Source organism: Hydrogenophaga soli (assembly GCF_054777695.1).
This window is the reverse complement of sequence record NZ_BAAHAK010000008.1, coordinates 53,875-67,306: the sequence shown is the minus strand read 5'-3', so window position 1 is coordinate 67,306 and position 13,432 is coordinate 53,875. Positions and strand designations below refer to the sequence as shown.

10 protein-coding genes are annotated in these 13,432 nt (G+C 58.9%); 5 read left to right on the top strand and 5 right to left on the bottom strand.

The features are described from left to right. Positions 1 to 22: 22 nt before the first annotated feature. The 3 genes from ACYVB7_RS14620 (at position 23) to ACYVB7_RS14610 (ending at position 5,468) form a co-directional block, all read left to right on the top strand. Positions 23 to 346, top strand: coding sequence for a 2Fe-2S iron-sulfur cluster-binding family protein (locus ACYVB7_RS14620; protein WP_460509002.1), 324 nt, complete (start codon positions 23 to 25; stop codon positions 344 to 346). Positions 347 to 359: 13 nt separating this feature from the next. Beyond that, positions 360 to 1,616: an NAD(P)/FAD-dependent oxidoreductase gene (locus ACYVB7_RS14615; RefSeq protein WP_460509000.1), complete on the top strand. Its 1,257-nt coding sequence runs from the start codon at positions 360 to 362 to the stop codon at positions 1,614 to 1,616. 111 nt (positions 1,617 to 1,727) lie between these two features. After that, a complete protein-coding gene (locus ACYVB7_RS14610) occupies positions 1,728 to 5,468 on the top strand; it encodes an AAA family ATPase (RefSeq protein WP_460508998.1) in 3,741 nt (1,246 codons plus the stop codon). On the opposite strand, the gene ACYVB7_RS14605 is transcribed toward ACYVB7_RS14610, so the two are convergent. Next, positions 5,462 to 6,208, bottom strand: coding sequence for a helix-turn-helix domain-containing protein (locus tag ACYVB7_RS14605; RefSeq protein WP_460508996.1), 747 nt, complete (start codon positions 6,206 to 6,208; stop codon positions 5,462 to 5,464). The two genes, ACYVB7_RS14610 and ACYVB7_RS14605, sit on opposite strands and share 7 nt — an antisense overlap. A gap of 92 nt (positions 6,209 to 6,300) precedes the next feature. Between ACYVB7_RS14605 and ACYVB7_RS14600 the strand changes: the two genes are divergently transcribed. Beyond that, the gene (locus ACYVB7_RS14600; RefSeq protein WP_460508994.1) at positions 6,301 to 7,104 is read left to right on the top strand and encodes a hypothetical protein; all 804 of its coding nucleotides are present in this window, start codon (positions 6,301 to 6,303) and stop codon (positions 7,102 to 7,104) included. 25 nt (positions 7,105 to 7,129) lie between these two features. Next, the gene (locus ACYVB7_RS14595) at positions 7,130 to 9,130 is read left to right on the top strand and encodes an acyl-[ACP]--phospholipid O-acyltransferase (RefSeq protein WP_460508992.1); all 2,001 of its coding nucleotides are present in this window, start codon (positions 7,130 to 7,132) and stop codon (positions 9,128 to 9,130) included. Here the strand turns inward: ACYVB7_RS14595 and ACYVB7_RS14590 are convergent. Genes ACYVB7_RS14590 through ACYVB7_RS14575 form a run of 4 tightly spaced genes read right to left on the bottom strand, consistent with a single transcriptional unit; the run spans position 9,124 to position 13,377 of the window. Further along, entirely contained in the window at positions 9,124 to 10,593 is a 1,470-nt protein-coding gene (locus ACYVB7_RS14590; RefSeq protein WP_460508990.1) for a spermine/spermidine synthase domain-containing protein, read from the bottom strand. The two genes, ACYVB7_RS14595 and ACYVB7_RS14590, sit on opposite strands and share 7 nt — an antisense overlap. Positions 10,594 to 10,620: 27 nt before the next feature. Beyond that, positions 10,621 to 11,229, bottom strand: coding sequence for a fused MFS/spermidine synthase (locus ACYVB7_RS14585; protein ID WP_460508988.1), 609 nt, complete (start codon positions 11,227 to 11,229; stop codon positions 10,621 to 10,623). Beyond that, entirely contained in the window at positions 11,205 to 12,980 is a 1,776-nt protein-coding gene (locus ACYVB7_RS14580; RefSeq protein ID WP_460508985.1) for a sulfatase-like hydrolase/transferase, read from the bottom strand. Before ACYVB7_RS14580 ends, ACYVB7_RS14585 begins: the two co-directional genes overlap by 25 nt. Continuing rightward, positions 12,952 to 13,377 carry a pilin gene (locus tag ACYVB7_RS14575; RefSeq protein WP_460508983.1) on the bottom strand — a complete coding sequence of 142 codons (426 nt, stop codon included), beginning with the start codon at positions 13,375 to 13,377 and terminating at the stop codon, positions 12,952 to 12,954. Before ACYVB7_RS14575 ends, ACYVB7_RS14580 begins: the two co-directional genes overlap by 29 nt. Positions 13,378 to 13,432 lie beyond the last annotated feature (55 nt).

Sequence of the window (13,432 nt, the reverse complement as noted above, 5' to 3'; positions counted from 1 at the left end):
CCACCGAAAGAGACAGACACCCATGGCCAACATCACCTTCGTCGAAGCCAACGGACAAGCCACCACCGTCAACCTGCCCGATGGCTGGAACCTGATGCAGGGCGCCACCGCCAATGGCGTGGACGGCATCCTGGGCGAATGCGGTGGCTCGTGCGCCTGCGCCACCTGCCACTGCTACGTGGCCGACGACTTCCTGGCCAAGGTGTTGCCCGCCAGCGAGGCCGAACTGGCCATGCTGGACAACGTGGCGTCCGAACGCCGCCCCAACAGCCGCCTGGCGTGCCAGATCAAGGCCAGCCCGGCGCTGGAGGGGTTGGTGGTGCACCTGCCCGAAACCCAAGAGTGACGCTGGGGACCCCATGAACGCCACCGCGCCCCAGACGCCTGACGCAGGCACCGTCATCGTGGGGGCCGGTCAGGCGGCCCTGTCCACGGCCGAGGCCTTGCGCACCGCGCAGTACACCGCCCCCATCACCCTGCTGGGTGACGAGCCCACCGGCCCTTACCACCGCCCGCCGCTGTCCAAAGCCTGGCTGTCGGGGGAGATGGACGCGGGCCAGTTGCAAATGCGCGCCCCCGAGATGCTGGCGCGCAAGCACATCGACCTGCGCACCCATGCGCGGGTGACGGCCGTGGACCGCGCCGCACGGTGCGTGACACTGGCCGACGGCAGCACCCTGCCCTACACCGCCCTGGTGCTGGCCACCGGCTCGCGCCCCCGCCGCCTGCCCCTGCCGGGCGCAGACGCGCACGGGGTGTTGACCCTGCGCACCCGGGACGACGCCAGTGCCCTGAGCGACGGCTTGGCCCGCTGTGCCGCACTCGGTTTGCCCGTGGTGGTGATGGGCGGTGGCTTCATCGGCCTGGAAGTGGCCGCCACCGCCCGCAAAAAAGGCCTGGCGGTCACGGTGCTGGAAGCCGCCCCCCGGCTGCTGGGGCGCGTGCTGGCCCCGGCCCTGTCCGACTGGTACGCCCAACTGCACCGCGGCCACGGCGTCCAGCTGGTGCTGGGTGCGCAGACCACCCACCTCACCGCAAACGCTGATGGCTGGGTGAACGGCGTGGCACTGGCCGACGGCACCGTGCTCCCCGCCGGGCTGGTGCTGATGGGCGTGGGCGCGGTGGCCAATGACGAACTGGCCCAGGCCGCCGGGTTGGACTGCGAACGGGGCATCGTGGTCGATGCCTGTGGCCGCACCACCGACCCGCACGTGTTTGCCGCGGGCGATTGCACCGCACGGCGGCTGCCCGACGGCGCGCTGCTTCGGCTGGAGTCGGTTCAGAACGCCACCGAACAAGGCAAAAGCGTGGCGGCGGCCATCCTGGGGCAGGAGCGCCCCTTCACCGCCACGCCCTGGTTCTGGAGCGACCAGTACGACCGCAAGCTGCAAATGGCGGGCTTGAGTGCCGGGGCCGACCAATGGGTGGTGCGTGGTGAACTGGGCGGCCCGTCGTTCAGCGTGTACCACTTCAACGGCGGCCGCCTGGTGGCCGTGGACAGCGTGAACGCCGCCAAAGACCATTTGCAGGCCCGCAAGCTGCTGGACGCAGGCCGCCACCCCAGCCCAGAGCAGGCCCAGGACCTGGGATTTGACCTGGGCACCCTGCTGGGCTGAGTGCCTTGTCGTGGCATCTGCGCGACGAACGCGAAGGCCGCATGCTGGGTTGCCCCCGCGTGCATGAACGGCGAATTACCATTGCCTCCCCCCTTCGGAAAGCAATGGCTTGTGAGTCGTTCGAACGCCCTGATTGCAGATGTTGATGCCCCCGCAACGCCACCCTTGACCGAGGTCTGGCTGCTGGGGGGCCTTCGACTGGAGCGCCAGGGCGTCACCTTGCCTGGGCTGGCCTACCGCAAAGCCTGGGGGCTGCTCGCCTACCTGTTGGTGGAAAAAGGGTGGCATGCCCGCGCCCACCTGGCCGACTTGCTGGGCATCCGATCGGCGGGGCATCTGCGCCAGTTGTTGTCCAGCCTGCGACAGGCGTTGGACACACCTGGAGCCCCCCCACTCCTGCAGGTGGATGGCGCCCGCATCCGCCTCCACCCCGATGCGGCCTTGTGGGCCGATGTGAACGAGCTGTCCTGCCCGCTCCCCCCTTGCCCTCACCACGCCCGCGAGGCCTGGTGCCCTTCTTGTCTGGAACGGCTGGCCACCCAAGCCGCTTGCCATCAAGGCGAGTTCTTGAGCGGACTGGACCTTCCGGGGGCCCCCAACTTTGAAGACTGGTGCCAGGGCCAACGCGAAACGTTCAAGCTGCATGCCGTGGGCTTGCACGAGCAGCTGTGCCGCGGGCACGAACAGTCCGGCAACCTGATGCAGGCGCTGACGCACGCCCGCCAGGTGGTGGCATTGGACCCGTGGAACGAAACGGGCCAGCGCCACCTGATGCAGTTGCTGGCCCGACAGGGCCAACCCGCCGCAGCCGTGGCGCAATTCGACGCCTTCCGCAAGCGCTTGCTCGACGACCTCGGCGTCCATCCGCAAGACGCCACACGTCAGCTGTGTCAACGCATCCAGGCGGGAGAATGGAACGCCCTCGCCACCGAGCCCGCGCCCAGCCCTGCCACCTGGCCCGCTCAAGTCGCGGAGCGGCGGCTGGTGACGGTGGTGTATGTCGAACTCAGCCTGCCCGGCGAAGACGACCTGGAGACCATTGCCGAAGCACTGCATGTCCCCCAAGCCCACGCGGAATCCCTGATTCAACAACGGGGAGGGCATGTGGTCCAGCGCCACGGCGGGGGGGTGCTGGCGTACTTTGGCTACCCCCTGGCCCGCGAAAACGCCGCGCACATGGCGGTGGGCACGGCCTTGCGGATTCGCGATTCGCTGCCCACGGGCCTCGGCCTGCGCATCGGCATCCACAGTGGATTCATGGTGGTCCATCCGCATGCACCAAGCCCTGATGTGGCCGGTGTCACCTCGGGTGTGGCCATCCGCATCCGTCAGGATGCGCCGCCAGGGTCTGTGCTCATCACCGAGGCCACCGAACACCTTGTCCGGGGCTACTTTGAGGTGATGCCCCACCCCATTCCACCCGCCCAAGGCGCAAATCAAGTCCCCCGGCTCTATGGCGTTCGGCGGGCCAGCGGGGCGCAAACCCGGCTGGACGCCGTCCCGCAAAGCACGCCCCTGATCGGGCGTCAGGCAGATCTGGTGCGCCTGCATGCGCTCTGGCAGGACCCCAACCCTGACAGCCCCCGCACCCTGCTGCTGCAAGGCGAGGCCGGCATTGGAAAGTCCCGACTCGTTCGGGCATTTGCGCACACGCTCACCGTGGCTGGCGTGCCGGTGGTGGAACTGCAATGCAGCGCGGAACACGACCAGTCGCCCTTGCACCCCGTTCGGACCTGGCTGCAACGGTGGTTGGACGTGCATCCCCTTGGGTCGCTGGAAGACACCGGCCGCCGCTTGGCGCAGGCCCTGCAAACATCGGCCCTGCAAGGCCACGACTCGGCACAAGCGTTGGCCGAGTGGCTGCATGAAAACCCCGACCAGCCCCCCCACTCGCCCCCCGCCATCAGGGACCGAACCTCTGTGTTTGAAGCCCTGACGGCATTGCTGCACCACCACACCGGACGTCGAGGGCTGCTGTTGGTGGAGGACCTGCACTGGTGCGACCCATCCACCCGCGAGTGGCTGCAGGAACACGTCATTGCGCAAACCCACGGGCAGGCCATGACGCTGCTGACCTCCCGTCCCGTCACGAAAACGGTGCAGGCCGTGGCCCCCGCCCAGGTGTGGGACATTGCCCCCCTGGACACACACGCCATGGCGACCTTGGTGCAAGCCCATGGCGCGCTGCCCGAGGAGACGGTGCAGCAAATCGTGTCCCGGGCCGATGGCATCGCCCTGTTCGCGGAAGAGCTGGCGCTGATGGCCCACCAGCCCCAAACACGCCCGTCGGCATATGCGCCTTCGTTGCCCCTGAGCCTGCAAGACCTGCTGCACAGTCGGCTCGACGCGGTCGGTGAGGCGCGAAGAACGGCTCAGCTGGCCGCCACGCTGGGACGGACCTTTGCCCAGGACGTGCTGGTTGCCGCAGCTGACGCCCCCGAGAAAACCATTGGCACACACTTGTCCGTGTTGCAAGCGCACGGGCTGCTGCAGCCCCTTGGCCCACACCAATGGCAGTTCAAACATGCGCTGGTGCAGGCTGCTGCCTACGAAACCCAGACGCGCAGCCAACGCAAGGTGGCTCACGCAGCCATTGCCAAGGCCTTGTCGGACATTCGCCCCCAGGGGCCGCATGCAGCACCCGAGGTCTTGGCACTCCACCTGCGCGAAGCCGACGACCTGGAACCCAGCCTGGAACTGTGGCTGCAGGCGGGTCGCCAGGCGATGCAGCAAAGTGCCCACACCGAAGCCCTCAGCCACCTGAACGCCGCCACGGCGTTGCTGCCCCACATCGCCGACGAGGCGGTGCGCCAGCGCCTGGCGTTTTCGGTGCACAAGCTCAAGGGTCAGGCCCTGGTCGCCTTGGAGGGATATGGCGCAGCCTCAGCCCACCAGTGCTTTGTGCAAGCCATGGCGCTGGCCAACTGGGCGACCAGCCCCACCGAGGTGTTTCCCGCGCAATACGGCCTTTGGTTGGGCGGTGCGTCCAACCAACACGCGCTGGCATCGTTGGACATGGTGGCGTTGCTGGACAAGTTGGCGCAAGCCACCGGGCGAGCAGAGCACCGCATCGTCACCCACTACGCCTATGGCAACAACCTGTTTTGGCTGGGGCGCTTCGAGCAGGCTCGCCACCATTTGCAGCAGGCAGCGGCGGACCATCCCGGGGTGACGTCCGCGTCGTTGATGCCCATCACCGGCGAAGACACCCAGGTCCTGGCCCGTTCGTTCCTGGCCTGGACGCTGTGCTTCCTGGGGGAGGGGGATGCGGCGCAAGACCACATGGCGCAGGCGCTCAGACAAGCACACGCCAATGAGCACGTCCACACCCTTTGTTTTGCACTCACCTTCGCCGCGGTGTTGCACCGCCACCTTGACGAACCACACAAGGTGCTGACCCACACCCAGGCCGTGGTTTCGTTGGCCCAACGCCACCGGCTGGGCCAGTGGGCCGCCAGTGCCACCATGCTGGAAGGCTGGGCGCGTGTCCGCCTGGGGCAAGCCGATGCCCTGGCCCTGGTGCAGCAAGGGGCCGGGGCGGGCAGTTCTGCCCACCGATCCATCGAAACCACCTACGGCTCATTCCTGCTGGACGCCTTGCACCATTTGGGCTTGCACCTTCAAGCACTGGAATGTGCCAAGTACCTGCTGCAAGCCTGCCAACGCAACGAGGACCATTACCTGGAAGCGGAGTTCCTCCGTGTTCAGGCACTGTGCCACCGTTCGTTGGGCCAGACAGACGGTTTGCGGACTTGCGCCACATTGGAGCAAGCGCGGGCTTTGGCCATGTCCCAAGGCGCATTGCTGCTGGTGCAGCGAATTGACCGGGACCTGGGCTCGGCAGGTCATTGACCAGATCCGCTGCGGCGGAGCTGTGCGAACGCTTCAAACTCCCACCGACGCATGGCGAGCAGCAGGGTGTAGCCCTCACGCGCCTGCTCGGCCAGCTTCTGGTCGGCTTGGTGTTGATGCGCAAAGTCTTGCGCCACCTTGTGCAAGCGCTCCACGAACAACGGGGCCAGCGCCCGACTGATGGAGCCATGGACCAGCATCAAGCCCTCTCCATCCCCGTCAAAGCCGTCGGCGTAATAGTCCAAGAGGGCGTGCTCCCGAAAGAACTGCATCACCGGGCCTTGGGGTTGCCAACGAAAGGCCTTGGCCAGCTTGAGGCGGTAGCGGTTGAGCGGGCGCAGCTCAATGATGCCGATGCGGTCCAACTGCACCAAACGCTGCACGCACTCGGCCTCCGAGAGTCGGTAGGCGCGCGTGATTTGCTCCAGCGTCCACTGGCTGAGCACGCAGATGGCCACCAGCAACAGCTTGCGGTCGGCCACCACCGCCCGCTCCTGCTCCAGCGTCATGCATTGCAGCAGGGGCTGCGCATCTGCCACACGGCGGGCCAACTCTGAAAAGTCCAGCTTGAGGGCTCGGCAGATGTCGTCCACACGGGACAAGGGCATGTCGCCCTTGGCCAGCAGGCGCTTCACGGTGGACTCGGCCAAACCCAGTGCCGCGGCCAAGTCGGCATAGGTCATGTGCGCCAGCTTCAGCTCGTGCTTGATGACTTTGACCAATTCCATGGAGGTGCTCATAAGTACCGTATTTTGATACCTCATGGCGCTCAATTTGCAGTAAGTGCTGATTTTTGCCTCTCTCAACACCGCCTGCTGACCACACTGGCGGCATGAAACACCTCTTCCATTTCCGCACGTTCCTGGGCCTTTGGGTCGCACTGTGGTTGTTCGCCTGGGTCTGCGGAGCCGACCTCCTGCCCCACCTGGGCCTCCACCTGGATGTCCACGGCCACAACCTGCCCGCCGAGCACCCCGCAGACCCTGCGCACCCGTTTGCCGACCATCGCCGCTTGTGGGGGGTGCCCAATGCCATGGACGTGTTGAGCAACATCCCCTTTGTGCTGCTGGGGCTGTGGGGTTTGGCCCGCACCCGGCAGGCCCTGATGCCAGCGTCCACCCAGGCCTCGCTTCGCCTGCTGTGGTGGGGCATGGTTCTGACGGGGGCGGGTTCGGCCTGCTACCACTGGGCCCCATCGGTGGCCACGCTGGTGGCAGACCGCATGGGCATGGCCATTGCTTTTGCCGGCATGCTCAGCCTCACCGGGTCGGCATCACAAACCGACGTGTGGCACCAAGGGGCGCGGCTTGCGCTGTGTGGCGTGGGGCTGGCATCGGCTACGCTGCCCCTCGTCAACGGCAACATGGCCCCGTGGCTGGTGCTGCAGTTTGGGGGCGTGCTGTGGCTGGCCTGGGTGGCCATTGCCCTTCGGACACTGCAACCCATCCTGCCGGTGTCCTATGGCTGGGTGGTGCTGGCTTACGGTGTCGCCAAACTGCTGGAGCTGCACGATGCCGATGTCTGGCAACTCAGCCACCAGGGTGTGGCCGGCCACACCCTCAAACACGTTGTTGCCGCTGCCGCAGTGCTGCCGGTGCTTGGCGCCGTGAAGGGCTGCGGCAGAATCCCCCGCTAACCCTGCGCTTGGAGACTTTTCCACCATGACCGCCCCTCACACGGCCACCCACACCCCCCAAGCCCCCTCGCATGGCGCTGAACACAGCAGCCAGTTTGCATTGCTCACACAGCGACGGTTTGCACCGTTTTTCTGGGTACAGTTTTTAGGCGCGGGCAATGACAACGTGTTCAAGTTCGCCTTCACCGTGCTGGTCACGTACCAACTGCAGGTGAGCTGGCTGCCCCCCAGTCTGGCCGGGTTGGTGATTGGTGCCCTGTTCATTTCCCCCTACCTGCTCTTTTCCGCCACCTCGGGACAACTGGCCGACAAATACCCCAAAGAGGTGCTGATCCGCTTTGTCAAAAGCCTGGAGATCGCCATCATGGGCTTGGCCGGTTGGGGCTTTGTGCAACACAACGTGCCCCTGCTGCTGGGCTGTGTGTTTCTCATGGGCCTGCACAGCACGCTGTTTGGCCCCGTCAAATTTGCTTACCTGCCACAACACCTGAACGAACGGGAAATCACCGGCGGAAATGGCATGGTGGAAATGGGCACCTTTGTGGCCATATTGCTCGGCAACGTCGCCGGTGGGCTGCTGATTGCGGTGCCAGACATTGGGGCCATGTATGTGGCGGCGGCCTGCGTGGGGCTGGCCCTGCTGGGCCGGGGTCTGGCGCAATGGGTCCCCACATCTCCCGCCACTGATCCAGGCCTGCACATCAACTGGAACCCCTTCACCGAAACCTGGCGCAACCTGCAATTGGCGCATGGCAACCTGGTGGTGTTCCGCTCGCTGCTGGGTATTTCGTGGATGTGGTTTTTTGGCGCTGTGTTCCTCAGCCAATTTCCCAGCTTTGCCCGCGACGTGCTGCACGGCAACGAGCAAGTGGCCTCGCTGTTGCTGGTGGTGTTTTCGGTGGGCATTGGCGTGGGTGCACTGCTGTGCGAACTGCTGAGCCACCGGCATGTGGAAATTGGCTTGGTTCCCCTGGGCGCCATCGGCATGACGGTGTTTGCCGTGGACCTGTACCTGGCCACGCAAGGCTTGCCTCCCACTCAGGCATTCACATTGGCCACTTTTCTGGCAGAACCTGCCCACTGGCGTGTGCTGGCGGACCTGACTTTGCTGTCCATGTGCACCGGCATCTACAGCGTGCCCATGTATGCGCTGATCCAGATGCGCAGCCAACCCACTCACCGGGCCCGCATCATTGCCGCCAACAACATCTTGAACGCCCTGTTCATGATTGCCAGCTCGGTCCTGGCCGGTGCGCTGCTGCACGCAGGATTCAGCATTGCCCAGCTGTTTTTGCTGATGGGTCTGGCCAATGCCGTGGTGGCGTTTTACATCTTCATGCTGGTGCCCGAATACCTGCTGCGCTTTGTGGCCTGGGTGCTGTCTCGGCTGGTGTACCGCTACCGGGTGCAAGGGGATGAACACATCCCCACCACCGGACCGGCCATCTTGGCCTGCAACCATGTGAGTTTTGTGGATGCCGTGCTGCTGATGGCGGCCAGCCCCCGGCCCATCCGCTTCCTGATGGACCACCGCATTTTCAAGGTGCCCGTGCTGGGCGCCTTGTTCCGACTGGCCAAAGCCATTCCCATTGCCCCACAAAAGGAAGATGCTGCGGCCTACGAAGCCGCTTTTGCCGCCGCGGCTCAAACGCTGCGCGAGGGCGACTTGCTGGGCGTCTTCCCCGAAGGCGGCATCACCCGCGATGGGCAATTGCAACCCTTCAAGGGCGGCATCATGAAAGTGCTGGAACAGGCTCAGGCCGACGGACTCCAAGTACCCGTGGTGCCCATGGCGCTCACCCAACTGTGGGGCTCATTTTTCAGCCGGGCGGAAGTCCGCAACGGAGAAGCCGTGGCCATGGTTCGCCCCTTTCGGCGAGGGATGTTCAACCGCGTGGGGCTGAATGTGGGCGAGCCGGTGGCCGGAGAAAACGTCACGCCTGAGGGATTGAGGGGGCGGGTTTTGGCATGCATCAGCATTGAGACAAGCTCGGTGTCCAATTTCACTAAACACCGACATCAGTGAGACCTACCCCGTTTGTACTCGGTAAGCATATTTTGATCTGTGATGAGCTCGAGAGGCCTCTTGGCAATAATCGCCTCTTCATTGGCAGAAATCCAATGATGTGCAGCAATCGAATTGACACGCCTTTTTACATCCTGCTTACGGTCTCCACCGGTCAGTCGGAGCGCTACCGCTTCCACCGCCCCCCAATTCACTGGCAAGCTTGAATAATCCCTATCACTCGCATAGACGAAGTTTGCATCATCTCTTCTAAATGAAAAATTAAATACCTTTGACGCAGTAAACAATGCATCCGGAGATCCTGTTGCATTAAATGCAAGAATACCACCTTCCAGCAGATGCGACTTTACAATAGAAAAGAATTCAAACGACAACAAACCCGACGCATACGATCTCCAATGAAATGTCGTATTCATGATCACAAGATCATAGCCAGACTCGCTCGAGCGGCTTAACCATCTGCGCCCATCATCAAAATAGAGGCGAACCCTAGGATCTTTCAGGGCGGCGCGTATATCAGGATATTGCCCAATCAATCCAAGATATGCAGAATTTAACTCAACCACATCAATTGACTCAACCTCAGGAAAATCTGAAATAACCCTTAGCCAAGCCCCCCCACTCAAGCCAATTACAAGCACCCGACGCGGAGAATTATGCATACCTGAAAGCAGCAATAGTCGATCTATGCGATTAGCATTTGATACAGGATCAATATTTATACGCCCATCATACACATTACCACCATATACAACATCCCCCCCCTCTTCATCACGAAATGTATGGACAACCCCATACTTATTTTCATTAAAATACAGAATTACATCTTCACCAGTTGAGTATGTCAGCGCCTTCATCATCCCGTGCGGATCATGCTTAAACAAAAGAAAAAGACCTAAAACAGCAACTAAACTTGCCACGCACACAGAGCCTGTATCCACAAATAGCACAACACCCGCAACGACTGTCAAAATTCCAAGTAATGCCATGATCTGCTGACTTGTGAGCACGTCATACGCAAGAAATCCAACAAGCAGCGGGCCAGCGGTCGAACCCAGAATGTTAAAGAAATAAATCTTTGAGAGAGAACGCCCTGTATCCCCGGCACCAGGAATGGTTCCCAAGTGATGAACCACGGGAAATACTGCCGCCTTCGACGTCGAACAAAGAAAAACAAGAACAATTAATACCGAGTTGGTCCAAAAAGAAGAATTAAGAGCAATCAATATCAGAGGCGCAGATACATCGATGCAACCTGAAGCAATTAGCACCCTCCCCGCATACCTTCGTATGGCAGGAGTTTCACGACCATTTGTAATATGCCTCCCCACCAAGGCGCCAACTGCAATTCCAATCAAATAAACACCAAGTACCAACGATAGCACCTGCGCAGTATTCCCTTCATAAAACCCAATCACCCGAAGCCATACTATCTCCAGCGAGAGACTGACAAAGCCAACCAAAAATGAGACAACTCTAATTACGCACATCTATGGCTTTCGAATAAAAAATACAAATAGACTCGAGCCAATGATCAGATTCCCACATGCCGCACAGCAAACGACCCAGTTTAATGTCAGAAAATTAAAGGCCCCAAAACCAGTAAAGACTGCCCCAAGTGCCGCACCCAGCGTGTTTGCGGAATAGAAGCTACCAGTGGACTTTCCTACATGCTGCCAACATCGGGTCGCGTGAGTTACCAAGATGGGCAACGTTGCCCCCATCAGCGCGGTCGGCGTAAGCAATAACAAGAACAAGAACAATGCCACCACAAATATATTCTCGCCGAGCAAATTAACCCCCACAACTCGAAAGAGCACAGGACTAAGGAAACCAAAAATCCCGACCCCCACTTCAGCAGCCGCAAACAGTTCAATTGCCTTAACTGGGAATTTATCCGCAATAACCCCCCCCAGAAGCCCCCCCCCACCCAGTCCTAGCATAAAGGACGAAATCACAACAGTTACAACTGACAACTCAATCCCAAGATATGCAAACAACATTCTCTGCCACGCGATTTGATAGAGCAGAGCGCAAAATCCCGATATAAAAAAAAGCACAACCAATATCCAAATTACTTTATTCTCAGTCTTTTGCATTCGCCCACCCGTTTGGCCAAATCAAAGTCAGGAACCGCATTCACCCACCGAACGCGACTCATCCAGGAATCTGAAATCCAACTCCTGCTCACATCCAATTCTGGAAATGCAAGATTCGCAACATCTGAAAGCGTGTGCAGGACACCTACCGATTCATATGGAAACTCTACTCCTCGCTTGGCCGCGATTAAGAGCTCCGGACGATTTCTCAGCAAATCGTCTGAAAACCAAATAAACGATGCAACCCTGAAGTCAGCTTCATTTTGACGCCCATGTCCATCTTCGGAACAGCCATTTTCCGGCAGATTCTCCCCATGATCGGATATATAGAATACGGCCGAGTAGGAATTACCAACCCCATTGACGACTTTTATTATCTCCGACACCACATTATCCGTATAAAACACACTATTATCATATGCATCAACTTGCGCCACATCTGAGTTATAAGGCATTAATCCGCCATATCTGGAAAACTCATCCGGATATCTATTGCGATACTCTTTGTGACTCCCCATTGTGTGAATCACAAAAAACTTCTTTCCAGGCCTCTCCATAGCCTTTTTCCTAAATATATTCACAACCTCGTAATCGAAGTTACCTTGCTGTGTATGATCAGCCAGATTCGTAAAATATACCTCATCAGCCTCATGCGAATGCACCGAAATGATCGAATCATGGATTCCCAGTTTGGCTTGATTGGATATCCAATATGTTTTAAACCCAGCCTGCTTAAAGAGACTGACAATTGATGGCCTCCCTGCCGCGGCCACATGGTTATTAGCTTGAAATCCCACCAAAATTACAGGTACCGCACGACGGGTTGCTTGCCAAGAAGACACTACATTTCGGAAACTCACCAAATTGGACATGGAATTCAGCCTGGGTGTCGTATCTCGTGAATATCCATTTAAACCCCAATGATCCGGCCTGGAAGACTCTCCAATTATCAGCACATACACCTCCTCACGAGCGATGTCATTATTCGATACAACATGAAATTTGTATGTTTGAATTGCTGTAGCTGCCGCCTTAGTTCGAGTCCGCTCTCCCAAATAATCCCGAAATCTAAAAAACACGCCAACAGGATAAGAATCACTTAGCATCGCCCCTGCAGGAGTGGAAACATCGGTGACAGGGGATATATTTTCCTTTACACCATCCGTTTGAATATCGAAAAAATTGTCTTTTTTCGCATTCCAATCCCATTCCAGCCATCCGTATTGAATCAAAGGAAGCAGACCTGCGTAACCAATCCACTGCAAAGCTCTACTTCTTTGAAATACATCATTTCTTCTCGATATCTTTATCGTCAAAGCAACAATAGCCAACATAGCCAGCACAAGTACCACAATCCATAGCAAGCCTACGTATTGACTTGCCTCAGAATAACTTGACTCAAAAATTACAGCCAATACATTAGAGTTACTTGGCTCGTGATACCTAATCACATAAAATACCTCAAATGGAAGCAAGGCGTAAAATGGAAGAAATATCAAAAAAAACCACTTTAAACGTCTAAACCACGCCAATACCACCACTACCAACGCGAAAGACGGTGGCACACCACGAATTAGTGAATCAAAAAAATTATTAGCAAAATATGCCCATATTAGATTAGGGGAAAGCAGAAATAAAATCCAAATCTGCGAAATATATGGGTAAGACATATGCAAAAAAAGCCCCGCATCACTGCGGGGCTTTTTTTCAGCTAGACGATATTCAGCTGGCACGGCACTCAGTGGGAACATACTTAAAATTCCCTGCTGGCGTAGTGCAGGTCCACTTTACCTTTCCAGTATCAACAACCGGGGTGTAAGTCAGCACAACGTTCTGAGCGGCAGCTGTTCCGGTAACAGTGACAACGCCACTAGCATCAGCGCACGCCAAGCTAGCAGTGTTCTTGGATGGTGTGCTGAATGTGGCAACACCCAAACACGAACCAGCGGCAATTGTCCCCCCATTAGAAGAAATATTTTCTGTAACAGTAACCTTGGCGGCAGAAGCCATAATGGCAAGTTCACTGACGCGACCGCGCACCGTGTAATCCTGATACGCAGGCAATGCCACTGCAGCCAAAATACCGATGATCGCCACGACGATCATCAATTCGATCAGGGTGAAACCCTTTTGAACCGTCTTTCTCATTTCCACACTCCTGGTTGAGTCACCGTCAACATCGACGCGTGATACCTACAGCATC

Excerpts from the sequence above, each read along its gene's own strand:
- ACYVB7_RS14595 (WP_460508992.1), top strand. The coding sequence starts at position 7,130 with ATGACCGCCCCTCACACGGCCACCCACACCCCCCAAGCCCCCTCGCAT.
- ACYVB7_RS14620 (WP_460509002.1), top strand. The coding sequence starts at position 23 with ATGGCCAACATCACCTTCGTCGAAGCCAACGGACAAGCCACCACCGTC.
- ACYVB7_RS14605 (WP_460508996.1), bottom strand. The coding sequence starts at position 6,208 with ATGAGCACCTCCATGGAATTGGTCAAAGTCATCAAGCACGAGCTGAAG.
- ACYVB7_RS14585 (WP_460508988.1), bottom strand. The coding sequence starts at position 11,229 with ATGCAAAAGACTGAGAATAAAGTAATTTGGATATTGGTTGTGCTTTTT.
- ACYVB7_RS14575 (WP_460508983.1), bottom strand. The coding sequence starts at position 13,377 with ATGAGAAAGACGGTTCAAAAGGGTTTCACCCTGATCGAATTGATGATC.
- ACYVB7_RS14600 (WP_460508994.1), top strand. The coding sequence starts at position 6,301 with ATGAAACACCTCTTCCATTTCCGCACGTTCCTGGGCCTTTGGGTCGCA.
- ACYVB7_RS14580 (WP_460508985.1), bottom strand. The coding sequence starts at position 12,980 with ATGTTCCCACTGAGTGCCGTGCCAGCTGAATATCGTCTAGCTGAAAAA.
- ACYVB7_RS14615 (WP_460509000.1), top strand. The coding sequence starts at position 360 with ATGAACGCCACCGCGCCCCAGACGCCTGACGCAGGCACCGTCATCGTG.